The sequence below is a fragment of the Parasediminibacterium paludis genome (genome assembly GCF_042651445.1).
In the GTDB taxonomy this organism is placed as follows: Bacteria; Bacteroidota; Bacteroidia; order Chitinophagales; family Chitinophagaceae; genus Parasediminibacterium; species Parasediminibacterium paludis.
Map to the genome: position 1 here is coordinate 100,844 of NZ_JBHSDC010000001.1, position 25,062 is coordinate 125,905.

A 25,062-nucleotide genomic window follows, 5' to 3' on the forward strand; every position below is an offset into this window, starting at 1 on the left:
CGCAACACAAGCCAGATGAGGATTACAGCCGATGATAACCCAAAAAATAATATAAAAAATATGAGTACCGCTTACTTAGAAACCACCAAAAATGTTTACAAAGAAGCAGCCGAAAACCCGCAAGTGGGTTTGTGCTGCACTACCACCCCTATATGGCAATTGCCTGGTTTGGATATTCCTGTACGTATGCAACAAATGAATTATGGCTGCGGCAGTACGGTGCATCCTAGAGATTTGGTTAAAAATCCGCGTGTATTGTATGTAGGTGTTGGGGGAGGTATGGAACTATTGCAATTTGCGTATTTCAGTCGTCAAAAAAATGGCGTTATCGGTGTAGATGTGGTTGATGAAATGTTGCAAGCAAGCAGAGATAATTTTAAAGAAGCAGAAGCTCTAAATCCTTGGTTTAAAAGTGAATTTGTAGACCTAAAAAAAGGCGATGCTTTGAACCTGCCTGTTGAAGATAATAGCATTGATGTAGCCGCTCAAAACTGCTTGTTTAATATTTTTAAACATGATGAGTTGAAGTTGGCGTTACAAGAAATGTATCGTGTATTAAAGCCGCATGGCCGCTTGGTAATGAGTGACCCTATTTGCGAACAGCCCATTAACGAGACCTTGCGTGAAGATGAACGCTTGAGGGCTTTGTGTTTAAGCGGTTCTTTGCCTTTGTGGGATTATATCAAAATGATTACCGATTGTGGCTTTGGAACGGTAGAAATAAGAGCCAAAAGACCATATAGAATTCTGGACCCCAAACATTATGCTACCAATGAATTATTGTTTATTGAAAGTGTAGAAGTTTGCGCTATAAAAGATCCAATGCCTGCTGATGGACCTTGCGTATTTACTGGCAAAACGGCTATTTATTTTGGCGATGACGAATGCTTTGATGATAATAAAGGTCACGTTTTGATGCCTAATCAACCACTTGCAGTTTGTGATAAAACAGGTGGTGCTTTAGCCGCCTTGGGTAGAGAAGATATTTTTATTTCTGGTTCTAGTTTCTTTTACGATGGAGGTGGTTGTTGTTAAATTATGAGCAAACATGCACTCATCATATTTGTAAAAAACCCTATTGAAAGTCAGGTGAAAACTAGACTTGCCAAAACAATAGGTAACCGGGCTGCAGTAATTGTATACAAGCAATTATTGCAGCATACGCTGTCTATAACACAACAGCTAGCAGCAGATAAATTTGTATTTTATGGCGATTTTATAAATGAAGCTGACTTATGGCCAAATACAGTGTACAACAAGCAGTTGCAGCAAGGTGTAGACTTAGGTGAACGCATGAAAAATGCCTTTGAATTAGTATTGGGCTTTGGTTATGATAAAGTCGTAATTATTGGCAGCGACTGTTACGAATTATCCCAAGAGATGATGCTCGAGGCTTTTGATAAATTACTAATTTCTAATGTCGTAATTGGGCCTTGCTATGATGGGGGTTATTACCTTCTTGGGATGAAACAGTTAACAGTACAATTATTTGATAACATGCCATGGAGTTCTAGTAATGTATTACCTGCTACAGTGCAAGTTCTTAAAAATTTGAAACTTAAATTTGAATTATTACCAACTTTAAATGATGTGGATGATGAAGCAAGTTTACCTGTGGAATTGAAGCAATTTATTTAGCAGCTATTTTACTTTACTCAAAGCTAAAAGGTTAATCATCCAATTGGGCAAAGGTTTATCCTGCTTGCGTTTAGTAATATCTAAGTACAAACCAAGCTTTTTATAAATCGGTACTTTATGGGTTTCTACTAGCTCTATTAGCGTACCATCTGGATCTTCTACATAACAAAATCTGCCTGCTGAGTTACCCATTGAGAAAGAATTGGCACTATCAACTGTAAATGGGTAACCACATTGTTGTGATAAGGTTTTCAATTTATCCATATGTAGTACATCAAAGCATAAATGTATAAAACCGCAATCCCCCCAATATCTATTTGCATAAATTTTTTTCGGTTCGCTGTCTTTTATTTCAATTAATTCTATTTGTACCGAGCCCAATAATTTGCTGAAAGCGCCTTTATTGGCAAATGATTTTTTCAATAAAACACGTTTAAAAACTTGCCCTTTGTTTTGGTTGTGTGGCACATCTATCATTGGCGCTGTACCGCTGTAAATAATTTCTTTTATACCTAATACTTCTTGGTAAAAGTGTAACGCTTTATCCATATTACTCACACCAATAACTGCACCTACAACGCCACCACAAATGGTATTATTTTGTTTAAACCATTCGTCGCCTTCTACAATGTTAAAGCAATTGCCATAAGGATCTGTCAACCAAAAATGTTGTCTATCATCGGGGCTGTCAAACAATTCCGAAACATTTACTGAAACTAACTGACTAAAATAATCATATGCTTTTTTTATATTACTACTCTTAATTTTCACAGCAAAAATGCCTAGGTCGCCAAGAGTTGGGGTAGATGCTATTTTGGAAGGTGTTCTGCTTAAAAATTGCCAAATTTCAAAGCCACCACCACCGCTCATGTTAAGTGATAAAATAGCTCGTCTTTCATGAATTTCACTACCAGTATATTGCGTCATTAAACTGGCTGGTGCCTTGTCATCAAATATCAAGACGTCCATCCCAAATAACTGCTTGTAGAGCAATTTCGCTTCATGCGCATCAGAAACACCAATACCTACTTGTTGAATACCAGTTATTATATCATACATAGGTGCAATGTTGTGTTTAAAAAGTACGTAATAATGCTGCTATCGGTTTGTTATTTTATCTATAGGCCAATAATGCTTTATATTTTTCTGTCATTTGCTGTTGTGTGGCTCCATTTTTAAACATTTTTACAATAGTATAATTGGCAAATTGTACTTTGAACCATGAATTTGTAGCGTATTTTCTGGCAGAAATTAAGGCGTTTTTTTGAATGATTTTATACTTGGCTTTTTGTTTGGCTCGCATAACAATATCGTAATCTTCCATGATTCGCATGGTACTGTTAAACCCGCCAATTGAATGAAAGAGCGTTTTATTCATAAACAAAGTTTGATCGCCGCCATAGCACACAAATAAATCGAAACGTGTAAAAAATGCATTTAATTTTAAAATTATTTTATCGCTGTCAAATTGTGTTCTATATCTACCAAAACCAACGCCAGATGCAATTGCATCGTTAATATCGTCTATAAATGTTGGTGGCGGAAATGTATCTGCATGTACAAAATATAAAATATTGCCTTTGGCTAATGTAGCACCATAATTCATTTGAGCGGCTCTCCCTTTTTCTGGCGATATTACTGAAATAGCACCCTCCGATTGGGCAATAGCCACCGTAGTATCTTGGCTACCACCATCTACTACTATTATTTCTGTTGGTGCTTGCTTACGCTGCTCTTGTAGATATTGCAATAATACTGCTATTGTATCAGCTTCGTTATAAGTAGGAATAATTATACTAATCATAAATGCAAAAATAATATAATAGTAGAAAGATATTCTAATAGATAGATTGTGCCATCAAGATACACGATTAAAATAAATGCTTCGATTTGTTTTGTTAGTTTTATGCTGCATAAAAGTATTAGATATTATCACATGAAAAAATATGGGCTAATTTTATTTTTTTCTAGTTGGTTATGCCACGCTTTTGCCCAAGGTTTTACTATTGAAATTCCTAAGAAAACTAATGCGTTTACGAGTACTTTTTTAAAAGTACTGAACGACGCAGGGGATGATTTTAAGCACATAAAGGGTAAGCAAATCAATCAAAGAGATACGATTCATTTAGCCTCAAATACTTTTAAAACATCGATAGCTATTGCAGGTAGCACTTATGGTAGAATAGTGACTGATAGTACCATTTATGCTGAATATTATTTTGGCGATTATGAACAAATGCAAGAAGCTTTTGCTGCTTACGATTTGCTCGAAAAAAACCTAAGTACAGCTTTTGAAAATCGCTCTTTTTTAAAAGACTATCACTTAGATACCAATGGCACTGTTGTAAGACTTGAAAAAATAGCCTACTGCACCAATAGAGGTTTTTATCATTTCAATATTGCATTGCAAATTATTCGCTTATTGCACAATGGTAAGTTTAGAATTTTATTACAGATTTACAACGGTAAGCCACAGTTTTACTATCGCATTTTTAAGAACGAACCCGTCGGCAGCTTTAATATGGTAAATATTTTACGCAGTAATTTAACGGCTTTACAAACTCGGGATGTAACTACTTGTCCTTTAACAATTCCACCATTTAAATGCCTTGGGAAAAGGGTTATCAACGACACTATTTTTATTTCTTATCAAAAGCCAGATTTTGATGATTACTTCACCGTTCGTACAGAATTTGATGTGTATTTATCTAATATTCGCACAAGCCTTGGTAGCGATTATGTGTTTTACAGCGTACCTTGCCCAAGTGAAGGTCCTGTGTTTAAACGATGGGCTTTTGTACAAGTAAAAGACTTAGAAAACTACAAACGTAAAACGATATTACTCAGTTTAGTGGCATCACCCGAACCAATGTTAACAGATTATGGCTACAAAAAGCAATATGCTATAATGCTTGAGTTTGCTTATTGACTGTATGATTATTCTTCAATTAATAATTTAGGCTTGGCATTAATTAGATTTTTTAAATGCCAAGACATAATGCCATAATTGAAGTTTTCTTTTTGATTATACCCACAATAATTGATGGCTACGATTTGTCCCTTTTTGTTAAATACTGGGCTGCCACTGCTACCTGGTAGGGTTGGTATTGAATATAAGACTCTTATAGGATCGTTTTCTTGTATTACTTCTCCTTTTGTCAATTGAACTTTTATGCCGTCAGCCGTTTTAGCAATTTCATCACCATAATTGTAGCCAATTAAATAAAGCGGCGTAGTTACTTTTAAAGTATCTTTTATACCAATAGTATTGCCTAAACCTCCATTATTTTGTTTGGGTGATAAATTGATACCTTCTTTTACTCCTGTTGGCTTCGTTTGGGTATTTGTTTGAATAAGTGCAAGATCAATATTCTTATCTTGGCTTAAAGAATACAAATGGCAAGGTATGGTATTGAAATTATTGCTTGAAGCATCTATTTGTATCGACAATTCAGCCGTAACGACCTCAATCTTAAACTTTTGACTCGACAATGTTTCTAGCTTTTCTTTTTGTTTAACTAGAGAATCAATCTGGTGATGAAGATAATTTAAAGATGTATCATTAGGTTTCCTATAATCATCTTCATCTATATCTTCTTTGTTACTAGACATGGCGTATAGCACGGTAGCGGGAATGCTAGATTTTAAGTAAGCACTGTCTTCTGGGTGAGTTTTCTTTAGTAGTGTTACACAATAATCCAAATGATTAAAAGCGAAATCTCTTGTTTGTTGTAGTGATTCGATGATTGATTGATGAAAGTTTATTTTGGAAATCATACTTTCAGATGGAACAACAACATGCATATTGGTTGCTATAATACCATCGTTACCAATAAAAAATCCCGTTCCAGAATTTTCATGAGCATACTTTTTTGCTTCCGTCTCATCTAATGTGAAGTCGATATTTTCACCTTCATAAATTGAAGTAAAGTAACCAACTGTATTATCTTCGAATGTAATCTTGAAATAACTTTTGTTTTTAATTAATACAACATTTGTTCTAAATTTTTCAAACAATTGTTGAGGCGATAAGTCAGGTAATTTTATTGGCTCATCATCTTTGCAACTACTTAATACTAGTAATGCTATTACTACAAAGAAAAGCTGTTTCATTATTGTACTTTGCTTATTTGGTGTTATTTTTATCACTAAGCCATAGCACTTTCTATTTCCATAATCTTCTCAAACAATTGCTCGTATTCGGTTTCTGCTTGTGCTAGTTGCGTTTGTATGGCTTTATAATTCTTTTCTGTTTCAGCAAATTTGGTGGCATTTTTATAAATATCAGGGTTGCCAAGTTCTGCCTCTACAGCTGTTTTTTGTTTTTTTAAATCTTCTAAGCCAGCTTCCACTTTTTGAAATTTCTTTTGCAGATTTTTAAGTTCTGTGTTATCGAAACGCTGCTTTTCTTGGGGCTTGTTTTTGGTATCTTGAAGTTTTATAGCTGTTTCCTGAGCCTTCGCTTTAGGCTCTTGTTGCTTTCTACCTTCTTCTCTTGCTTGCTTTGCCATGCGTTCTTTCCACTCTAAATATTCAGTATATCCGCCCTTAAATTCTTTAATCTCATGGTCAATTATTTCCCAAATTTTATTGGCCGTTTGCGATACAAAAAAGCGGTCGTGACTTACCAATATTAAGCTGCCTTCATATTTGTTTAAAGCTTCAGCTAACAATTCTACGCTATGCATATCTAAGTGGTTAGTAGGCTCATCCAGCATCATAAAATTGCTTTTGCTTACAATCACTTTTGCTAGTGCCACACGAGCTTTTTCGCCACCACTTAGCAGTTTAATTTTTTTGTCAGCATCATCGCCACTAAATAAAAAACAACCCAATAAACTTCGCAGTTCTAGCTCCGTTTTGCCACTTCTACACTCACTCATCTCTTCTAAAATAGTGTTGTTTAAGTTCAAGGCTTCAAGTTGGTGCTGTGCATAAAAACTACTTTGTACATTGTGGCCCCAAACACGTTCACCTTCAAAAGTTTCAGCGTCTGCAATAATGCGTAACACGGTACTTTTACCTTTACCATTTGCGCCAATTAAAGCAATTTTATCGCCGCGTTCAATTTCGGCAACAGCATCTCTTACAATCACATTGTCACCAAATTGCTTGTTAACATCTTTTAAGGTTACAATTACTTTGCCCGGCTGTTTATCTACCTGAAAGTTAATCTTAATATTAGGTCTTTCTAAGGTTACGTTTTCAATACGTTCTATCTTGTCTAGGCGTTTTACAATACTTTGTGCAGCAGCAGCTTTACTCGCTTTTGCTTTAAAACGCTCTACAAATCGCTCTTGCTGGCGAATATAATCTTGCTGATTTTCGTAAGCCTTCTGCTGCATATCTATGCGAATAGCTTTTTCAGTTTCATAGTATTCGTAATTTCCTGAATATATATGTAGTTCTTGTTGATAAATTTCTACAATCTTATTCACCATGCGGTTAAGAAAATATTTATCGTGACTCACAATTACTACGCTACCTTGATAATGCAATAAGTATTTTTCAAGCCACTCAATTGATGGTAAATCTAAGTGGTTGGTAGGCTCATCGAGTAGTAAAACATCAGGCTGCTGCAATATCATTTTTGCAAGCAATACCCGCATGCGCCAGCCTCCACTAAATTCTTTGTAAGGCTTGTTTATTTGCTCGTTCGTGAAGCCTAAACCGTGCAAAACTTCTTCGGTTTTGTATTGAATGTTGTAGCCATCCAATACATCCATTTCGTGAAGCTTATCGGTATAATCCATCAATAATTTTTCGTCTTCTTTTTCTTCTAATAATTTGCCTAAAGCTTCAATTTCTTTTTCTAGCTCACGTACGCGTTCAAATGCGCCCATGGCTACTTCCAAAATAGAATCGTTGGTATCAAAACTCAATAAGTCTTGGTGTAAATAGCCGATGCTGGTGTTACGCCCTTTTTCTACCGTGCCTTTTGATGGCAAATATTGACCAACCAAAACCTTTAAAAGCGTAGATTTTCCTGTACCATTGTAGCCAATTAAGCCAATTCTATCCCCTGGTTGAATATGCCAAGTAGCGTCTTCAACAATCACTCTAGCACCAAACTCGAACGTTACATTCTGCAAACCTAATAACATGCACAAAAAATTTTGAACGGCGAAGGTAATTGACAGTGAGCGTTTTTTTACTTTACTTTTGAGCGATAAACCATAAAATATGAAAAAAATATTGGGATTAGCATTGATAGTAAGCTTAGCAGCATGTGGTGGTAACGATAAACCCGCTCAGGAAGTAAAGCAAGCACCACTGGTACAAAGCAAAAACAGTGCAGCATTTAACTCACAGTTTGATAAGTTGATGGATGATTATTTTCAACTGAAAGACAATTTTATTAGCGAAAAAGACAGTGCCATTACTACTTACGCAAAAGCCATAATAGCTGATGTAGACAGCTTAAACCTAAAAGAACTAAAAGCAGATACTAGCGTTATTGGTACAGCAAAATCTTTTGTAATAGATATATCCAAAGAAGCGAACGGAATTAATTCCGAAAAGCCAACGACATTGGACATTAAAAGGCAACATTTTCAAATATTAAGTGATAAACTTTTTGACCTTGCCAGAACCGTGCAATACGATAATCAAAAAGTATATCAAGACCATTGCCCAATGGCTTTTGGTGAAAAAGGCGCTAATTGGCTAAGCAAATCGTCAGAAATTGAAAATCCATATTTACCAAAAAAAATGTTGACTTGCGGTGAAGTAACGGATAGTATTGGTAAATAACTTTTAGATGTAAGATTTATTGTAAACCTGCGTCTTAATTGGGTATAAAACAAATAGTATGAACGATATAAGTAATGACAACAACCTAGAAATTGCAGATTTTGGTGCGGGTTGTTTTTGGTGTGTGGAAGCTGTGTTTCAGCGTGTAGCAGGTGTAGTAAGTGTGTTAAGTGGCTATGGTGGTGGTCATGTTGTAAACCCAACTTATGAGCAAGTATGCGATAAACAAACTGGTCATGCAGAGCTGATTAGAATTACGTTTGACAATACCAAAGTGCGCTACGAAGATTTGCTAGAAATATTTTGGAAAACACATGACCCAACGACGTTAAATAGACAAGGTAATGATGTAGGGCCACAGTACAGAAGTGTGATTTATTATCACAGCGAAACGCAAAAATTAAAGGCAGAGCAATACAAAACCGAGCTTGATAAAGCTGGTATATTTGACAAGCCAATTGTTACCACGATTGAGCCATTTATTAATTTTTACCCAGCGGAAGCTTATCATCAAGATTATTACAATAATCACCAAAATCAAAGCTATTGCTACTTTGTAGCTAGGCCAAAGGTTGAAAAGCTTGAAAAATATTTTAAAGATAAAATGAAGCCTGAATATTTATAATTAAAGCATCAAATAGGCACAATAGTTAAAAAGTTAATGCTGGTTTTGTGCTTTTTATGTTACGAGAATTTTCTACTGTGCCAATATGTCTATGTGGTTAAAAATACCTATGCTACTGCTAACATACCATGATATTATTCAATGGCTTAAGGGCTTTATGTTAACATGCCCTTCCAAAAAACTGCTGCATATAGAATGCCCCGGTTGTGGTTTTCAGCGTGGTTTTTTTGCTTTGCTCGAAGGAGATTTTGCCAAAAGTTGGCAATTATATCCAGCAATCACACCGATTGTTGTTTTAATGTTGTTTACAGCCTTGCATATTAAATTTCAGTTTCGTTTTGGGGCAGTTGTTATAAAATATTTGTTCATGTTAATAGCAGGTATTATCTTGACGTTCTATATTTATAAAATCATCAACCACAAAATTTACTGCTAATGGAAACGCATGAACAACAAACCCAATTTCAGAATTTTCAAGTGCAAAGACCTTTGCCTAATGCAACTGCTGTATTAGTGCTGGGTATTTTAGGCATTGTACTCGCTTGCTGCTACGGAGGCGGGCTTATTTTAAGTATTATCGCATTGGTATTGTACGGCAAGGACAATAATTTGTATGTAGCTAGTCCAGAACTCTATACAGAAGCGTCACTTAAAAACGCTAAAGCTGGTAGAGTATGTGCTATTATTGGCTTATCAGTATCTATATTATATATTATATTTATTGCTGTTTTGATTGCATTGGTAGGCGTTGCAGGTTTATCAAATCCTGAGGCAATTAGACATGCATTTGGCAAGTAAAATAGTTGCATTGTAAATAAAAAGCTACAACTTTTGTTGTGGCTTTTTTTTATACCGTATCTCTTTTCCAGCCTATTAAAATTACACCAGCAATAACAATGATGGTCCCTATAATTTGCTCGGTAAATATATATTCGTGTAAAATAAAATGGGCTTGTAATACGGTACTTACGGGACCAATACTTGTAACAATAGACACATTATTGCTGCCAATACGTTTCATGGCATTAGAAATCATAAATGAAGGGATGACGGTGGCAATAATAGCCAATGCTAAACCATAACCAATAAGTGTAGGCGTGAAGTGAAATGCTGAAAAAGTTTTAGTTGTAAGATAATGCGTAAATACGCCCAAAGTTGCAAATAACATGGCATAAGCGGTATAGCGTGTTGCACCTACTTTTTGTACCAATTTGCCAGTACCTACTAAATATACTGCATACGTAACAGCACATAAAAACACCATGAAACTACCGTAGAAAAAGTTAGGATTGGTTGTGTCTACACGTAGCTCGCCGTAGTAAGCAATCCCAATTCCAACGTAAGTAAGTAATAATGCAATGATTTGTATACGGTTGAGTTTGCTTCTAAAGAAATAAGTATTAATTAGTACCGAGAAGGTAGGGTAGAGGAATAGTATTAGACGCTCTAAACCTGCTGAAATAAATTGTAGACCAATAAAATCAAATAAACTACTTACATAATAACCTAAAAGTCCCATGGCGGCAATATAAAACCATTGCTTAGTGGTAATGGTTTGTGCACCTTCTTTTTTAGAGGCAAACCATGCAATACCAAGGTAAAAAGGCAAAGAAAATAGCATGCGTAAACTCAGTAAAGTAATAGCGTCTACTTTGGTACTAGCAAAAGCAAGCTTTACAAAAATAGCTTTGGTAGAAAATAAAATGGCACCAGTAAGGGCAATGATGAATCCTTTAATGGTGATATTGTATGAAATTGGTTGCGCCATAATATGTTTGTACTAGGGCCCGATAGCTATCGGGTTGGAAGTTTTTTTGGATTTTTATTATTACAAAAAATCCTTGAAGATTTGTTTTGCAAAACCTTCAAGGATTTGTATTACGCTTCAATAAAAGCCCGATAATGTTATGAACGTACAAGTGAGTGACACAACAGAAGCTAAATAGTAGTTCCAAAGCTGGTAACAAAATATTGAAACTAGCTTCAAGAATCATTACCTCAATTTAATCATTCACAATTATTTTTATACACTCACATTAAAATCTCTTAATGCGTCGTTTAAACTTGTTTTTAAATCGGTGCTTGGTTTACGTTGACCAATAATTAACGCACAACCTACCCCAAATTCGCCCGCAGGAAATTGTTTGTTATAAGTACCAGGAATAACCACACTGCGTGCAGGCACACGACCTTTCATTTCTACTGGTTCGCTACCGCTTACGTCAATAATTTTGGTTGATTGCGTTAATACCACATTAGCGCCAAGAACCGCTTCTTTCTCTACAATTACCCCTTCTACCACAATACAACGGCTACCGATAAAACAACCATCTTCTACAATAACAGGGCTTGCTTGTAAAGGTTCAAGCACGCCACCAATACCTACGCCACCACTTAAATGCACACCTTTGCCTATTTGTGCGCAACTACCTACAGTAGCCCAAGTATCCACCATCGAACCCTCATCTACATATGCGCCAATATTTACATAACTCGGCATTAAAACTACGTTTTTCGCTAGGTAAGCGCCATAACGCGCCACAGCATGCGGTACCGCACGAACACCAAGGCTAGCATAGTCTTTTTTCAACAACATTTTATCGTAAAATTCAAATGGTTCTAACGCATAGGTTTTCATCTGCTGAATACCAAAATACATTAGAATGGCTTGTTTTACCCATTCATTTACTTGCCAACCATTATCAGTAGGCGAAGCGGTACGTAATCTACCTTTATCTACTTCTTCAATTACTGCTCTCACAGCTTCGGTATAAATTGGGTCTTTCAAAAGCTCCCGGTTACTCCATGCTTCTAATATTAATTTTTGCAATTCCATTGTTGTAAAATTTTTGCAAAAGTAGGGAGATAGCAGTTTAGAGTTTGAAGTTTAGAGTTTTAGAAAATTTACCACATAGGCACGAAGGCACATAGTTTTATGTTCTTAGTTTTAGGTTTTGATAGTTTATTGATGTCTCGGCTTTAGTAACTTCTATTGTGTCTATATGCTTATGTGGTGAAACAAAAAGCGCAAACGATACCATGAATTATGATGGACTAATGTACCATTTACTCAAAACTATCTGCTTATCTTGTTGTCAAAATTGTGATGCTATGCGCAAGAAGAAAGTACTATCGTTTGGCGAATTATTGTTGCGAATTTCGCCAGCACCAAAAGAGCAAACTGATAAACAGTCGATGCTAGTATATGTAGGCGGTGCCGAAGCCAATGTGGCTACAGCCCTTGCTGGCTGGGATGTTCCTGTGAAATATTTTACCGTATTGCCAGATAATTTTATGAGTAAGCACATGTTGCATTACCTAGAATATAAAGGCATTTATACGTCATCTATTTTGCTGCAAGGCGATAGAGTAGGCTTGTATTATTTAGAACGTGGTGCCGATTTAAAAGGCCAAATGGTATACGATAGAGACCGTTCAGCTTTTTCTGAATTAACCACTGGTACGGTTGATTGGGACAGAGTGCTGCATGACGTATCTTGGTTTAATTTTTCTGCCATTACACCTGCATTAAACCAAAACTTAGTAGATGTATGTAAAGAAGCTTTGGATGCCGCTTCGCAGAAGGGCATTACTATTTCAGTAGATTTAAACTATCGCTCAAGATTGTGGAAATATGGTAAGCAGCCAATAGATGTTATGACAGAATTGGTGCCTTATTGCGATGTAATTATGGGTAATATTTGGAGTGCTAATACTTTATTGGGTATTCCTGTAGATGAGCATATTCACGATAAAAAAACAAAGCAGGCTTACCTTGACCATTCAAAATTCACCTCAGAAGAAATTATCAAACGTTATCCCAAATGTCATACTGTAGCTAATACCTTTCGATTTGACGGTGCTGCTAATCATCTGCTCTATTATACGAGCTTATTTACCGAAGGCAAACAATTCAACTCGGCTGAATTTACGACTAAAGGTGTGGTAGATAGGTCTGGCAGTGGTGATTGTTTTATGGCTGGCCTGATTTACGGCTTATACAACCAACACGCACCTCAAGATATTATCGAGTATGCTACAGCAGCGGCTTTTGGTAAGTTGCAAGAATTTGGCGATGCCACAGGGCAAGATGAATTAACCGTTTCAAAAGTGGTAGAAAGTGTGTAAAGTATAGGGCAACTGAATAACTATTACCTTGCGCATTGCAAATAACACAAGCTATGATAGATGTTTTAGGGCAAGCGATTGCAGATTTTTATTATCAAACAGAGCCTAAAAAGCTTTGGATTAATAATAAATATTGGGCTAGAGAAGAAATGCCGGTTGAAGTGTATTTTAGAGATGCAGCCAAAATGACTAAAATTGAATTAATGGCTTTACAGTTATGTAAAGGTAAAATTTTAGATATTGGTGCAGGTGCAGGTAGCCATGTATTGTGGTTGCAAGAAAAAAATAAAGATGTAGCAGCCCTAGAAATTTCACCATTGGCTTGTGAAGTGATGAAAAATAGAGGCGTTGCAACAGTTTATAATCAAGATGTTTTTACGTTTAATAAACAGCGCTTCGATACCTTGTTGCTGCTGATGAATGGTATTGGGCTTACGGCTAATTTGAGTGGATTACAAAGCTTTTTACAACATGTAAAACAACTGTTACAGCCTGGAGGACAAATATTATTCGATTCTTCTGATGTGTCTTATTTATACGATGGCACTGTTGGATTATCGGGTAATTATTTTGGCGAAATCGATTATCAATACCAGTATAAAAAATTAAAAACTGACTGGTTTACATGGCTATATGTAGACCAAGCCACTTTACAACATATTGCTTACGATGCAGGGTTTAAAACAGAGTTTTTAATGGAAGATGAAAATGCGCAGTATTTGGTGCGCTTAACGTTATTGTAAAATTATACAACCAAATATATTGAAAAAGCGAGCGGTTTCTACTGGTCGCTTTTTTGTTTTTGGCATATTAATGGTTATAAATAAGGATGACTGGTAAAAAACTTTTAGTCTTTAACAAATCGTTAGTAAACAAATACTTCCCTAACTGCATCTACTGTACAAACTGAATATTTAAAAATAAAAAACCTACATGATTGATACTGTTACTCTAAATTTTTAATCAACATGAAAACAAAGCACACCCTTCTTGGCTTAGCCATTGTAGCAATGGGCTTAGCAGTTGCCTTCACAGGCTGTTCTAAAAACACATCTGCAGAAGTTCCTGCAGGAACACAAAACGTTAATTTTTATTTAACAGATGGTCCTGGTTTGTACGACAAAGTATTTATAGATATTAAATCTGTAAAAATTTTGGTAGATACAAGTGCAGACACAAGAAAACACGACCATTACGATTGGGATGCCAATGGTAGAGGCGGTAGACTAGACTCATCTTTAGTATGGCAAGATGGCAATGTAGCGGCTGGTGTTTACAACCTTTTAGCTTTAAGTAATGGTGTAGATACCTTATTATCTTCTGCTAATATTAAGCTTGGTAGCATTCGCTTAATAAAAATTGAGTTAGGTACAAATAATTCTTTAGTAAAAGACAGTGTTACCTATCCTTTAAACTTGCCACCAAATGCTGATAATTATATTTTGGTAAAACTTCAAGGTAACGAGTGCGAGCGCTTTGCTAGTAGTAGTTATCGTTTATGGTTAGATTTTGATGTGGCCCGTTCTATTGTGAATTTTAATAATGCTTTTTATCTAAGACCAGTTATTCGTTTCTTTATTGAAAAGCAAACCAATAGTATTTCTGGCACTATCTTACCAAAAGATGCGCGAGCTATTGTAAGTGTGTATAATGGTACCGATACGGCTTATGCAATACCAAATAGAGATGGTATGTTCAAAGTGCGTGGCATACCAGATGGTAAGTATTCTGTATTTATCAATGCTTCAAACGGTTATGTAGATACCACTATTAATAACGTAAGTGTAAGTGGCTACAATAATGCATCAATAGGTACTATTACATTACATAAATAAGTGGTTGGATAGGATATAGGTTTTTTAGTGATATCGGGTGCATGGTCTCATGCGCCCGATTTTGTATATAAGCATTTCTACTGTATCATAAACCTTTATTTAGCCCATATCCGTTCAAACCCTATCTTCGCGCCGCAAAACAAAAGCTCTTTTTTGAATGATCAGTAGAAGAAATATTCGTGTAAAGGTGATGCAGGTGTTGTACATGATGGAAATGGCAATTGAAGATGGCGCCATGAAAAACCCTGTAAACGAGTTACAGAAACAATTTGACAAGAGTAAAGAACTACTGGTTTATATTTTGTACTTTATTACAGAAGTAGCAAAATATGCCGAAACAGATGCACGCAATAAAGCCAACAAGCATTTAAAAACAGTTGAGGATTTAAATATTAATACCAAAATAGCTGGCAACGGTTTGGTTTGGGATATTTTAGAGAGTCCTTCTTTTATACGTGAGGTAGACGCTTTGCAGCCGAAACATTTAATTGATACCAATTTGGTAAAAAGAATTTATACCAATCTAGTAGAAACCCAAGAATACAAAACCTATATCGTAGAACAAAGTAGAAATAAAGGTGATGAAAAAGGCATGTTGCGTTTTATTTTCTCAACGCTTTTGTTGCCTAATGAACATTTTACATCTCACCTTGAAGAGTTATTTAATAATTGGGATGATGATGCAGACATGATGGAACAATTGGTAAATAATTACCTCAGTAAGCCTAGCAGCTACAATTTAACTGCATTTATTAGCGACGATAAGTGGCAATTTGCTAAAACATTATTGACAAGTACTTTTAATAAACGCCAGTTTTTGTTAGATACCATTAAGCCAAAGTTGCAAAACTGGGATGCTGATCGTATTGCATCGCTTGATATGGTATTGATGCAAATGGGGCTTTGCGAGCTATTGTATTTTGAAACCATACCAACAAAGGTTTCTATTAATGAATATATCGATTTGGCAAAAGATTATAGTACCGAACAAAGCGGGCATTTTGTAAATGGCATTTTAGACAATATTCATAAAGAATTGGTAGCTGAAGGGAAGATTAATAAAATTGATTTTAGGCAGCGTAAGTAAGAGTTGTGATTAGGAATGATTAAAGTGAAAATGATTCTGGTACATAGTTCTAAATTAAAACTACATACATGAAGCAATTATTAGTTGTATTGGCAGTAATCGTTACTGCAACTATGTCTTGTAAAGATGAGTTGAAGGAAAACAAGAAAGCTGAAATGGCTGTATTAAACGATACGGCTAATTTTACAACCGTTAAATGGTTAGATACGGCTGTAAACTTTGGTACTGCAAAACTTGGTGAGAAAATTCAAATTAAGTTTCGTTGCCAAAATACTGGTACCAAGCCATTAATTATTGTTAATGCAAGGCCTGGCTGTGGCTGTACGGTGGCAGATTATACCAAGCAACCAATTGCGCCAGGTGCAGAAGGCTTAGTAACAGCTGAATTTGATACGCAAAAAGCACACGGCACTTCGGTAACCAAGTATATTATCGCAACCACCAATACATTAAATTCTGATATGAACCTTATGTTTAAGGGTGAGATTATTGGTGGCGAAAGCAACGATAAAATTGCCATACCGCACGAAATACCTAAAAAGAGCTAATTTTTTTACAATATAAAAAACACAAACAACATGTCTATTTTCAACGCAATTATTTTAATGGGCAATCCACAAGCAGGTGGTGGCGCTGGTACCATACAGTTAGTAATGATGGGTGGTATTGTATTGGTATTCTGGTTATTTATGATTCGTCCGCAAGCTAAAAAAGCTAAAGAACAAAAGAAATTTATAGATGATTTGCAAAAAGGTGCAAAAGTGGTAACTATTGCTGGTATTCACGCCACAGTAAACAAAGTAAATGAAGATGGTACTTTACAAATTGAAGTAAATCCTGGTAGCTATTTAAAAATTGAAAAAAGTGCTATTAGCATGGAATGGACAGCAGGTGTGAACAAACCTACTGCTGAAACAAAATAAACTTTTTAATTAATGGATAATTATTCCCAAACTTTGAATAAAGGTTTGGGAATTTTGTTTTAAGTCATATCAGAATAGCCTCAATTTTTGGATGATATAACATACGTAAAAGCCATTACATTTAAATTTACCATAAACCAAAAAACATGAAAAAAATAGGCTTAACAGGTGGTATTGGTAGCGGTAAAAGTACTGTAGCTGCCATTTTTAAAACACTTGGTATTCCTGTGTTTGATGCAGATAGTGTAGCCAAGCAAATTATGGAAACAGATGCTACGGTAATAGCAGCAGTTACTGCACAGTTTGGTGAAAATGCTTATATCAATGGCAAATTAAGTACGGCTTATATTGCCAATATCGTCTTTAATGATGCCTATCAATTAGAATTGCTAAACGGTATTACGCATCCTGCTACTATTCGTGCGTTTGAGCATTGGGCTTTACAGCAACAAGCGCCTTATGTGATTAAAGAAGCGGCTTTGCTTTTTGAAGCAGGTTCTGCTGCTGGTTTAGATGCGATTATTGGTGTTACGGCACCCAATGCATTACGAATTCAACGTGTGATGCATCGCGATAATATAAGCCGCGATATGGTGCTACAACGCATGGATAAACAGATAAGTGAACTAATTAAAATGCGCTTGTGCGATTATATCATTACAAACGATGAGCAACAATTATTAATTCCTCAGGTACTTAAGCTAGATGAAATACTAAAAGGAATAGTTGTTGGTTAACAAACTTTAAGCTAAAAATATGGTGCCTTATTGGTTAAGTAGAACAGAATTATTATTAGGTGATGAACAAGTAATGGCTTTGATGACCAAACATGTATTGGTTGTAGGGCTTGGTGGAGTGGGTGGTATTTGTGCCGAAATGATTGCACGGAGTGGTGTGGGTAAAATGACTATTGTAGATAACGATGTGGTAGATTTAAGCAATTGCAATCGTCAAATTCCTGCTTTACATTCGGAAGCTGGCAATCTAAAAGCAGATGTAATGGCCAAGCGTTTAAAAGATATTAACCCCGAATTAGATTTAACCGTATTGCCAATTTTTTTACAAGACGATATAACTATTAAACTATTGGACGAGACTGCTTTTGATTATGCAGTTGATTGTATTGATACGCTAAGTGCAAAAGTGCAATTTATTAAAGCGTGTAAGGATAGAAATATACCAATTGTAACCTCGTTGGGTGCTGGCGGCAAGGTAAATCCATCATTGGCACAAATTACAGATATCTCAAAAACGTATCAATGTACTTTAGCCAAATATGTACGCAAACGCCTTCACGAAGTAGGTATTTATGAGGGTTTGACCGTTGTTTTTAGCCCTGAGCCAATAGATCCTACAAGGGTAGTAGTTACCGATAAAGCGTACCCAAAAAAATCAGTTATTGGTACTATTAGCTACATGCCAGCCATCTTCGGATGTATGGTAGCTAGTGTTGTTGTTAGAGGACTAATAAGTGCTGAATAGCCAATTCTAGCAGCCTTCTTTTAAAATCCTTTTTTCCACTTCTTTTTCTTTCTATTCAAGGTCCTTTGCTATGTGTAAAAAAATATGCATGGCTTATTTCTTGTGCGTTAATAATTATAATATTTAGGTACCGAATAGCTTGCTTTTAAACTTTTGGTTATTTCTTTTCTCTCTCACATTTTTTATAGATACGGCGGTGTGGATGTATATTTTTCCTTATCTGAGGAATATCTGCTATGGTATAATGTCCCCCAAAAAGTCCTTCTTTTTAAACCTGTTAGCTTTAAAAATAGCGTTCTATAAATTAATATGTGGATTTCATGTGTAAAAAAAATATTTTGTATAATAGCTTTATTCTTCTATTTTGCTATTTATTAGTATTTTAAATACAAATTTTGTATTTAAAGAATAAAATAATAACGAATCGATTTTTTGTAAATATAATTTAGTTGTGCTCTCTAAAATGAGTATAAAATGCTTGTATGGGATAATTTAAAAATATTTTTATTGATTTCAAAAATTGAATAGAGTTTATGTGGCAAATAGGCGAATAAAAAATATGTACAACAAATAATACTGTTTATATATATTATAAAACAAACAAAAGCGTCAAATAAAAACCAGCAGTTTATGCACACATTACATGTTCACTGCGCAACTCTTTTTACAGTTTTGCGAGAGCCTACTATTTTTTTGAGGTACCTCAGTCTATTATTACTGTTAGGCGCCTTGGGAGCTAAGGGAATTAAAGCGCAGACAAATAATTTTTTTCAAAATGCTTCCATGCAAACTGCAAGTAATTGGAGTTCTAGTTCTAGGCCAAATAATTCTAATGATATTGGTTTAACATCTTCTTCTACAATTTTAACTAATACAGCTGGCACTATTACAGGACGGTCTATAAACGTTACAAATTCAAATTCTTACACTATTGTTAACTCCACAACAGCTGCCACAAATAGTACTATTAATTTGGGCGTTTCAGGCGTTTTTACAAATGGAATTTCAGGATCTTCGAATGATTTAATTTATTTATTTAATACAACAACTGCCCCAAATTTAACTATCCAAGGACCCAATAGTAGTACTGGTACTGGTGTTTTAAATTTGGTTTTAAATGGAAGTGGTAATTTTAATATTGGTACCGGGAGTACTTTGGCTATAAGCTCCGCTATAAATGGTGCTTATAGTATTACAAAGACAGGGGCCGGTAATTTATTTTTTTCTGGTGCAAATACCTATTCTGGCAAAACCACTATTACATCAGGCATTTTACAATTAGGTGCGGCAAACGCTATACCTGTATCTGCAATGGGCGGCGGTGTTATTTTAAATGGTGGTACACTAAGTACTGGTGCTTCAACGGGCTTTTCTGAAGGTGTTGCGGGTGCTACAAATATGGGTACACTTACTTTGAGTGATAATTCTACTATTGCTTTGGGTACAGGCAGCCATAGCTTATATTTTTCGGCAAGTAATGGTACACTTTGGACTTCTTCTAAAGTTATTACAATAAGTGGCTGGAAAGGTACTGCTGGTGCTTCAGGAACTGAAGGTAAAATTTTTCTTGGCTCATCTTCTAATGGTTTAACTAGTAGTCAATTGGTCCAAATCTATTTTGCTGGCTATGCTAATGGTACAACTATATTAAGTACAGGTGAGGTAGTGCCAGCAGCAAGTATCGCAACACCCCCTACAATTTCAGCGATTGCCAACCAAACTGCGGATAATGATTTTAAAATCACATTTGCTGATAATGCTACTTGGCGCAGTCTTATAACGGGTATTACTGTAGACGGTACTTCTTATTTGGCAGCAAGCAATGCATATACGCTTTCTTCTGGTAGTCTTGTACTTAAAAGGGCTAGCATTTCGGAATTAAACAACGCCACAAGCCATACTATTGTGGTATCGGCAACTGGTTATCTTACTACGAGTGTAACGCAAACCAATATTGCTGGCAGTTTTACTAAGCTGCAAATATTAATGCCTGGGGAAACAGCAGCGGCAGGTACTATAAGTGGGAAGATAGGAAATCCTACTATACAAACGAGGGGTATTCCTTTTAATGTAGTGGTGAATGGGGTAGATGCTTATTGGAATACTGTTAGCAATGTGTCAGACAATATTGCCATTACATCGACTGATGGATCTGCATTTTTACCACCAAATTCGGGTTTAGTAAACGGCACTAATATGTTTTCTGTAGCGTTAAATATGGTAGGGGCAGTTACTGTAACCGCAACTGATATGTCGGATGGTAGTAAAACAGCGAATACGAGTGCAAGTATTACCGTCAATCAGATAACTACAGCCACTGATTATTTTAGAACAAAACAATCAGGAAATTGGGCGAATGCTAATACTTGGGAAAGTTCTTTTGATGGCATTAATTGGATTGCATCTTCTTTTTCGCCAGATAGCAATGCCAATATAATTACTATTTTAAATACCCATGTTATTACTGTGGCAGCTAGTGTGACAGTTGATCAGTTAGTAGTAAATATTGGGGGGCAAATTATGATTGGTGCATTGCAAACGTTAACCATAAATGATGGTAGCGGTATAGACCTAGTTGTGAGTGGTACTATCTTGAATGCAGGTACGATTACTAACAATGGGCAAATAAATTTTGCTGCTGCTAGTACTTATACGCATAGTCAAAATGGTGGCATTATTCCCTTTGCTACTTGGGCTACTACAAGTAATTGTAATATTACTGGTGTTAGTACAACCATGGTAATGGGATTAGGGCAGTCCTTTGGTAATTTCTTATGGGATTGTGCTAGTCAAAATGCCATATTATATTTGGGGACTGCGTTTACTACAGTAAATGGCAACTTAAAAATTCGGAATACTGGTAGTGCGAATAATAATACCTCGTACTTAAACTTGGCCACAAGCACTGATGCAATAAATTATGTATTAAATATCGGTGGTAACTTAATAGATTCAACCGCTACAACTAATAACGGTAATGATAATACTAGCACTTTTGTATTATCAAATGGTAGCAATACTATTATAAATGTAGCTGGTAATGTATACCAATACTCAAATACAAATGTAAATTTTAGTCAAACTAGTGGTTACGCTGCTACCTTAAATGTAGCTGGTAATTATATTATACAAAACAATACTGGTTCGGCAGCAACTTTTGCAAGAACATATTCTAACTTTTCTATTAGTAAGGGGCGAATAAATTTCATTGGCAAATCTCAGACATTCACCCAAAACTATGGTACTACTACTTTTTTTCAATATATAGATATTTATATTGGCAATGGCATTGCAAATACCACCGTAACAATGAATAGTGGTGTTAACCTTACGGCTTTCTCAACACTCTCCGTGGCAAACAATGCAACGCTTATTTTGGGTACAAACATTATAGCAGACGGCGATGCAAGTTGTACATTCACGCTTAATGGTGGTGGCACATTATCGGTAGGTTCAAGCGCTGGTATTAGTTCTTCTGGCAAAACTGGTAATATCAATACTAAAATGAGAAATTATGCTTCTTCCGCCAATTATATATTTACTGGGGAGGCAACTGGCCTTTTCACTACCACACCAAATGTTAATACCGTTAATAATTTAACAATTAACACAAGTTCCAATGTAGCTCTGAGCCAATCTTTAACTGTTAGTAATGCCATCAGTTTAATAAATGGTACGTTAACTATAGGTGCCAATACATTAACAATGGCAGGTGGTACTATTTACAAAGATGGTATTACTTACTCAGGTGTTATTGATGCAAGTAACGGAACGTTTGCATGCAGCGGTACTTTAGGGCTTACTATTCCAGCAAATACATTTCTTAGAAATACGGTTAATAATTTGATCATAAACAATATTGCAGGTGTAACACTCGGTGGAACTTTAAATATTACAGGTGTACTTTCACCTAAGGCTGGCTCTTTAATTACTAATGGCAATTTAACATTGTTATCTACTGATGTAAATGGCGGTGGTATAATTGCAGCAGGCAGTAATAGTGGCGGTTATATTAATGGAAATGTTACTATACAACGCTTTACCCAAGCACAACGTGGTTATAGAACTTTTGCACATCCATATAATACGTCTCAAACGATAGCACAGTTAACCGATAATTTTCAGATTACAGGTTTAACTAGCGGGAGTTTAGGTGCTTTTGGTTTGAGCACAGGCAATCCTTCCGCTTTTGCTTATAATCCTACTGCTTCTAGTAGTCCTTATGTAAACCCATTAACAAGAATTACTAATAGTGATTACAGTTGGGGTGTGGGGCAAGGATTATATGTATTTGTAAGGGGTAATGGCCATGAAGGTACTGGTGGAAGCTATGCAAGTTCTGGTGGTGTTCCAAGTGCAGTTATCGTAGATGTAAGCGGCGGTATTGTGAATCAAGGCCCCGTCGCAGTAGGTATTGGCTACGCTGATAATGCAGATAACTACAACTTAATCGGTAACCCATATCCAAGCCCTATCAACTTAAAAAATGTACTGGTTAAAAAAGATAGCGATGGATCAACACAAACACTTAAAAGTTTTTTAATTGCCAATAGCACTATTTATACTTATACACCAGTTTTGGCAATGGGTTCTGGTTCTCAAACCACATTAAGAGGTGGCTTTAAGACAATTACACACGATGGTAATACTGATATTATTATACCTACCATGGGTGCATTTTATATTAAAGCGCCACAATCTGGTTTTTCCATTTATTTCCAAGAAAGCGATAAAGTAAACATTACCCCAACTTTGGGTCTGTTTGGTACAAATAGTGTTATACCAAAACTACGCTTAGCGATAAGTACTAATGTTGGCTTTATGGATGATATACAGCTAGCGTTTGACAAGAACTCAAGCGCATATTCGGGCGATAAATATGATGCAATGAAACTGTCTAACAGTTTATTAGACTTTTATACTTTGTCAAGCGATAAAAAAACGTTGGCTATAGATTATAGAAGTACCAATGTGTTAGATAGCATTATACCTTTAGGAATACAAACGGCAATGCCTGACAATTATAATATTAGTCTGAGTGAACTTACCAACTTACCAAACATACAATTAGTACTAAGAGATAAACTCTTAAAAACGGAAACTGTGTTAAGCCAATTAGGCGATAGCTATAGCTTTACTATAACAGCCGATACTGCTACAAAAGGTGATAATCGATTTGAGATAGGCTTGCTAAGTACTACTGTACTGCCTGTAACTATTACAGATATAACAGCGCAATTACAAACCAATAAAACCGTAGCCGTTAATTGGACTAGTGCAACAGAAGTCAACCTCGCTAGTTATCATGTACAACGCAGCTTAGATGGTACCAACTTTAGCACCATAGGCAAAGTAGCGGCTAAGGGTGCAGATACATACAACTATATCGATGACCTTTCATCTATCTATTCACAAGCCGCAACCCTATATTATCGCCTAGAAGCAGTAGATAACAATGGTAGCAAATCCTATAGCAAAGTGGTTAATTGTCAATTGGCGGCTACTAGTACATCCATCAATATTTATCCAAATCCTGTACAATCAACATTACATGCCCAAATAACTGCCACCAATGCAGGTACATTACAAATAAGTGTGATCGATGCACAAGGGAAAGTAGTTGTTACGCAAAAAACAGCAGTAGCAATAGGTACTAATTCAATAGCAGTGCCAGTTGCACCATTAACAGTAGGTAATTATATGCTAGAAATAGAAAGTACAAATGGCAAACAAATACGACGCTTTGTAAAGGAATAGCCAAATGATTTCTTTAAATATATAGAGTAAAAAACAAGCACACAAATCAACTAGGGATTAAAACAGCAAAGCGTTGAGCCCTAGTTTTTCAAAAATGATGCAATACCGCTTTAAAACAAATACACTAATGAAAACTTATACAATTATTCTAATAATTAATGTAGCTGTAATTATGCTAATGCCAATATTTTTATTAGCACAACAACCACAAGCTAATCCTTTTGGTAACGGCAGTAGTGATCCTGATGTGCCAATAGACGGCGGTCTTAGTTTACTAATTACAACAGCTTTGGGTTATGGTGTCAAGAAGCTTAAAGAGGCGAAAGTAAACGGTAATTACCCAAAAAGGTTTAAGTGAATTAGATAATTGAATAAATTAAAAGTAGAGCCGCGAGGCGAAACATATAGACTAATTTATATTTTTGAAAATAAATTATATGTGTAAATTAATTAAAAACATTGTATTAGTGTTCGATATTTTATTTTTATTTTTTCCATAATTTCTTTATAGTTTTACTCCAAATTCTGTTGACTGACTATTATGCTGTTTAAGAATTGGTATCTAGTCTAAACCTGTATTAACTGCCTTTTTTCTCTCAATTTGTTTAGCTATCTTACTAATTTGTTAGTTGTATAATATTATAGTATTAATAGCGTTTTACGTCCAGTGTATCCTAAGTTAAAAACACCTGAATCCCAAGAAATGAAACCAATTCTAACTTTTTTGCTTACAGTTGCTCTGTTGTCAGCAACGACTCTTTCCTACTCACAAACAGCCTCTACGGTCAATGTAGGTGGCACGAGCAGCACTAACACAATTTCTAATAATGTTGC

23 protein-coding genes are annotated in these 25,062 nt (G+C 35.7%); 17 read left to right on the plus strand and 6 right to left on the minus strand.

Annotation, left to right across the window (positions count from 1 at the left end; translation table 11 throughout):
• The first annotated feature begins 15 nt into the window (after nucleotides 1–15).
• Both arsM and ACFOW1_RS00435 read left to right on the plus strand, forming a co-directional pair.
• Nucleotides 16–1,035, plus strand: a complete 1,020-nt coding sequence (arsM, locus tag ACFOW1_RS00430) for an arsenosugar biosynthesis arsenite methyltransferase ArsM (RefSeq protein ID WP_379011428.1) — start codon at nucleotides 16–18, stop codon at nucleotides 1,033–1,035.
• A gap of 3 nt (nucleotides 1,036–1,038) precedes the next feature.
• Complete coding sequence (locus ACFOW1_RS00435) at nucleotides 1,039–1,638, plus strand: TIGR04282 family arsenosugar biosynthesis glycosyltransferase (protein ID WP_379011430.1); 600 nt, start codon at nucleotides 1,039–1,041, stop codon at nucleotides 1,636–1,638.
• A 3-nt stretch (nucleotides 1,639–1,641) separates the two neighbouring features.
• On the opposite strand, the gene ACFOW1_RS00440 is transcribed toward ACFOW1_RS00435, so the two are convergent.
• On the minus strand, nucleotides 1,642–2,697 hold the full coding sequence (locus ACFOW1_RS00440) for a VOC family protein (RefSeq protein WP_379011431.1): 1,056 nt from the start codon (nucleotides 2,695–2,697) through the stop codon (nucleotides 1,642–1,644).
• Between the two features lie 55 nt (nucleotides 2,698–2,752).
• A complete protein-coding gene (locus ACFOW1_RS00445; protein ID WP_379011432.1) occupies nucleotides 2,753–3,442 on the minus strand; it encodes a TIGR04283 family arsenosugar biosynthesis glycosyltransferase in 690 nt (229 codons plus the stop codon).
• Nucleotides 3,443–3,574: 132 nt separating this feature from the next.
• Here ACFOW1_RS00445 and ACFOW1_RS00450 point away from each other — a divergent pair, with 132 nt between their 5' ends.
• Entirely contained in the window at nucleotides 3,575–4,567 is a 993-nt protein-coding gene (locus tag ACFOW1_RS00450) for a hypothetical protein (RefSeq protein WP_379011433.1), read from the plus strand.
• Between the two features lie 8 nt (nucleotides 4,568–4,575).
• Here ACFOW1_RS00450 and ACFOW1_RS00455 read toward each other — a convergent pair whose 3' ends face one another.
• Both ACFOW1_RS00455 and abc-f read right to left on the minus strand, forming a co-directional pair.
• Complete coding sequence (locus ACFOW1_RS00455; RefSeq protein ID WP_379011434.1) at nucleotides 4,576–5,751, minus strand: S1 family peptidase; 1,176 nt, start codon at nucleotides 5,749–5,751, stop codon at nucleotides 4,576–4,578.
• A gap of 35 nt (nucleotides 5,752–5,786) precedes the next feature.
• Entirely contained in the window at nucleotides 5,787–7,742 is a 1,956-nt protein-coding gene (abc-f, locus tag ACFOW1_RS00460; RefSeq protein WP_379011436.1) for a ribosomal protection-like ABC-F family protein, read from the minus strand.
• 79 nt (nucleotides 7,743–7,821) lie between these two features.
• On the opposite strand from abc-f, the gene ACFOW1_RS00465 reads away from it, so the two are divergent.
• The 4 genes from ACFOW1_RS00465 (at nucleotide 7,822) to ACFOW1_RS00480 (ending at nucleotide 9,814) form a co-directional block, all read left to right on the plus strand.
• Nucleotides 7,822–8,391, plus strand: coding sequence for a DUF3347 domain-containing protein (locus ACFOW1_RS00465; RefSeq protein WP_379011437.1), 570 nt, complete (start codon nucleotides 7,822–7,824; stop codon nucleotides 8,389–8,391).
• Nucleotides 8,392–8,449: 58 nt separating this feature from the next.
• Nucleotides 8,450–9,016, plus strand: a complete 567-nt coding sequence (msrA, locus tag ACFOW1_RS00470; protein WP_379011438.1) for a peptide-methionine (S)-S-oxide reductase MsrA — start codon at nucleotides 8,450–8,452, stop codon at nucleotides 9,014–9,016.
• A gap of 85 nt (nucleotides 9,017–9,101) precedes the next feature.
• Nucleotides 9,102–9,452 carry a DUF2752 domain-containing protein gene (locus ACFOW1_RS00475; protein WP_379011440.1) on the plus strand — a complete coding sequence of 117 codons (351 nt, stop codon included), beginning with the start codon at nucleotides 9,102–9,104 and terminating at the stop codon, nucleotides 9,450–9,452.
• Nucleotides 9,452–9,814 carry a CCC motif membrane protein gene (locus ACFOW1_RS00480; protein ID WP_379011441.1) on the plus strand — a complete coding sequence of 121 codons (363 nt, stop codon included), beginning with the start codon at nucleotides 9,452–9,454 and terminating at the stop codon, nucleotides 9,812–9,814. Before ACFOW1_RS00475 ends, ACFOW1_RS00480 begins: the two co-directional genes overlap by 1 nt.
• Nucleotides 9,815–9,863: 49 nt before the next feature.
• Here the strand turns inward: ACFOW1_RS00480 and ACFOW1_RS00485 are convergent, their stop codons facing one another.
• Both ACFOW1_RS00485 and ACFOW1_RS00490 read right to left on the minus strand, forming a co-directional pair.
• Nucleotides 9,864–10,784 carry a DMT family transporter gene (locus tag ACFOW1_RS00485; RefSeq protein WP_379011443.1) on the minus strand — a complete coding sequence of 307 codons (921 nt, stop codon included), beginning with the start codon at nucleotides 10,782–10,784 and terminating at the stop codon, nucleotides 9,864–9,866.
• 255 nt (nucleotides 10,785–11,039) lie between these two features.
• On the minus strand, nucleotides 11,040–11,852 hold the full coding sequence (locus tag ACFOW1_RS00490; RefSeq protein ID WP_379011444.1) for a 2,3,4,5-tetrahydropyridine-2,6-dicarboxylate N-succinyltransferase: 813 nt from the start codon (nucleotides 11,850–11,852) through the stop codon (nucleotides 11,040–11,042).
• Nucleotides 11,853–12,127: 275 nt separating this feature from the next.
• On the opposite strand from ACFOW1_RS00490, the gene ACFOW1_RS00495 reads away from it, so the two are divergent.
• The 10 genes from ACFOW1_RS00495 to ACFOW1_RS00540 all read left to right on the plus strand — a co-directional run bounded on the left by ACFOW1_RS00495 (nucleotide 12,128) and on the right by ACFOW1_RS00540 (nucleotide 24,586).
• Nucleotides 12,128–13,144, plus strand: coding sequence for a sugar kinase (locus tag ACFOW1_RS00495; protein ID WP_379011446.1), 1,017 nt, complete (start codon nucleotides 12,128–12,130; stop codon nucleotides 13,142–13,144).
• Nucleotides 13,145–13,197: 53 nt separating this feature from the next.
• On the plus strand, nucleotides 13,198–13,887 hold the full coding sequence (locus tag ACFOW1_RS00500) for a class I SAM-dependent methyltransferase (protein WP_379011447.1): 690 nt from the start codon (nucleotides 13,198–13,200) through the stop codon (nucleotides 13,885–13,887).
• Nucleotides 13,888–14,112: 225 nt separating this feature from the next.
• On the plus strand, nucleotides 14,113–14,979 hold the full coding sequence (locus tag ACFOW1_RS00505) for a DUF4382 domain-containing protein (RefSeq protein WP_379011449.1): 867 nt from the start codon (nucleotides 14,113–14,115) through the stop codon (nucleotides 14,977–14,979).
• 157 nt (nucleotides 14,980–15,136) lie between these two features.
• On the plus strand, nucleotides 15,137–16,066 hold the full coding sequence (nusB, locus tag ACFOW1_RS00510) for a transcription antitermination factor NusB (protein WP_379011450.1): 930 nt from the start codon (nucleotides 15,137–15,139) through the stop codon (nucleotides 16,064–16,066).
• Between the two features lie 68 nt (nucleotides 16,067–16,134).
• Nucleotides 16,135–16,614 (plus strand): DUF1573 domain-containing protein, encoded by a 480-nt coding sequence (locus tag ACFOW1_RS00515; RefSeq protein ID WP_379011451.1) that lies wholly within the window; start codon nucleotides 16,135–16,137, stop codon nucleotides 16,612–16,614.
• A 30-nt stretch (nucleotides 16,615–16,644) separates the two neighbouring features.
• Nucleotides 16,645–16,989, plus strand: a complete 345-nt coding sequence (gene yajC, locus ACFOW1_RS00520; protein WP_379011452.1) for a preprotein translocase subunit YajC — start codon at nucleotides 16,645–16,647, stop codon at nucleotides 16,987–16,989.
• Between the two features lie 146 nt (nucleotides 16,990–17,135).
• On the plus strand, nucleotides 17,136–17,726 hold the full coding sequence (gene coaE, locus ACFOW1_RS00525) for a dephospho-CoA kinase (RefSeq protein WP_379011454.1): 591 nt from the start codon (nucleotides 17,136–17,138) through the stop codon (nucleotides 17,724–17,726).
• A 19-nt stretch (nucleotides 17,727–17,745) separates the two neighbouring features.
• Nucleotides 17,746–18,471: a tRNA threonylcarbamoyladenosine dehydratase gene (locus ACFOW1_RS00530; RefSeq protein WP_379011456.1), complete on the plus strand. Its 726-nt coding sequence runs from the start codon at nucleotides 17,746–17,748 to the stop codon at nucleotides 18,469–18,471.
• A 783-nt stretch (nucleotides 18,472–19,254) separates the two neighbouring features.
• Nucleotides 19,255–24,228 carry a beta strand repeat-containing protein gene (locus tag ACFOW1_RS00535; RefSeq protein ID WP_379011457.1) on the plus strand — a complete coding sequence of 1,658 codons (4,974 nt, stop codon included), beginning with the start codon at nucleotides 19,255–19,257 and terminating at the stop codon, nucleotides 24,226–24,228.
• Nucleotides 24,229–24,355: 127 nt separating this feature from the next.
• Complete coding sequence (locus ACFOW1_RS00540; RefSeq protein ID WP_379011458.1) at nucleotides 24,356–24,586, plus strand: PID-CTERM protein-sorting domain-containing protein; 231 nt, start codon at nucleotides 24,356–24,358, stop codon at nucleotides 24,584–24,586.
• The last annotated feature ends 476 nt before the right edge of the window (nucleotides 24,587–25,062 follow it).

What these genes read in the sequence shown, in the direction of transcription:
- arsM (WP_379011428.1), top strand. Translation starts at nt 16, where the DNA reads ATGAGGATTACAGCCGATGATAACCCAAAAAATAATATAAAAAATATG.
- ACFOW1_RS00435 (WP_379011430.1), top strand. Translation starts at nt 1,039, where the DNA reads ATGAGCAAACATGCACTCATCATATTTGTAAAAAACCCTATTGAAAGT.
- ACFOW1_RS00440 (WP_379011431.1), bottom strand. Translation starts at nt 2,697, where the DNA reads ATGTATGATATAATAACTGGTATTCAACAAGTAGGTATTGGTGTTTCT.
- ACFOW1_RS00445 (WP_379011432.1), bottom strand. Translation starts at nt 3,442, where the DNA reads ATGATTAGTATAATTATTCCTACTTATAACGAAGCTGATACAATAGCA.
- ACFOW1_RS00450 (WP_379011433.1), top strand. Translation starts at nt 3,575, where the DNA reads ATGAAAAAATATGGGCTAATTTTATTTTTTTCTAGTTGGTTATGCCAC.
- ACFOW1_RS00455 (WP_379011434.1), bottom strand. Translation starts at nt 5,751, where the DNA reads ATGAAACAGCTTTTCTTTGTAGTAATAGCATTACTAGTATTAAGTAGT.
- abc-f (WP_379011436.1), bottom strand. Translation starts at nt 7,742, where the DNA reads ATGTTATTAGGTTTGCAGAATGTAACGTTCGAGTTTGGTGCTAGAGTG.
- ACFOW1_RS00465 (WP_379011437.1), top strand. Translation starts at nt 7,822, where the DNA reads ATGAAAAAAATATTGGGATTAGCATTGATAGTAAGCTTAGCAGCATGT.
- msrA (WP_379011438.1), top strand. Translation starts at nt 8,450, where the DNA reads ATGAACGATATAAGTAATGACAACAACCTAGAAATTGCAGATTTTGGT.
- ACFOW1_RS00475 (WP_379011440.1), top strand. Translation starts at nt 9,102, where the DNA reads ATGTCTATGTGGTTAAAAATACCTATGCTACTGCTAACATACCATGAT.
- ACFOW1_RS00480 (WP_379011441.1), top strand. Translation starts at nt 9,452, where the DNA reads ATGGAAACGCATGAACAACAAACCCAATTTCAGAATTTTCAAGTGCAA.
- ACFOW1_RS00485 (WP_379011443.1), bottom strand. Translation starts at nt 10,784, where the DNA reads ATGGCGCAACCAATTTCATACAATATCACCATTAAAGGATTCATCATT.
- ACFOW1_RS00490 (WP_379011444.1), bottom strand. Translation starts at nt 11,852, where the DNA reads ATGGAATTGCAAAAATTAATATTAGAAGCATGGAGTAACCGGGAGCTT.
- ACFOW1_RS00495 (WP_379011446.1), top strand. Translation starts at nt 12,128, where the DNA reads ATGCGCAAGAAGAAAGTACTATCGTTTGGCGAATTATTGTTGCGAATT.
- ACFOW1_RS00500 (WP_379011447.1), top strand. Translation starts at nt 13,198, where the DNA reads ATGATAGATGTTTTAGGGCAAGCGATTGCAGATTTTTATTATCAAACA.
- ACFOW1_RS00505 (WP_379011449.1), top strand. Translation starts at nt 14,113, where the DNA reads ATGAAAACAAAGCACACCCTTCTTGGCTTAGCCATTGTAGCAATGGGC.
- nusB (WP_379011450.1), top strand. Translation starts at nt 15,137, where the DNA reads ATGATCAGTAGAAGAAATATTCGTGTAAAGGTGATGCAGGTGTTGTAC.
- ACFOW1_RS00515 (WP_379011451.1), top strand. Translation starts at nt 16,135, where the DNA reads ATGAAGCAATTATTAGTTGTATTGGCAGTAATCGTTACTGCAACTATG.
- yajC (WP_379011452.1), top strand. Translation starts at nt 16,645, where the DNA reads ATGTCTATTTTCAACGCAATTATTTTAATGGGCAATCCACAAGCAGGT.
- coaE (WP_379011454.1), top strand. Translation starts at nt 17,136, where the DNA reads ATGAAAAAAATAGGCTTAACAGGTGGTATTGGTAGCGGTAAAAGTACT.
- ACFOW1_RS00530 (WP_379011456.1), top strand. Translation starts at nt 17,746, where the DNA reads ATGGTGCCTTATTGGTTAAGTAGAACAGAATTATTATTAGGTGATGAA.
- ACFOW1_RS00535 (WP_379011457.1), top strand. Translation starts at nt 19,255, where the DNA reads ATGCAAACTGCAAGTAATTGGAGTTCTAGTTCTAGGCCAAATAATTCT.
- ACFOW1_RS00540 (WP_379011458.1), top strand. Translation starts at nt 24,356, where the DNA reads ATGAAAACTTATACAATTATTCTAATAATTAATGTAGCTGTAATTATG.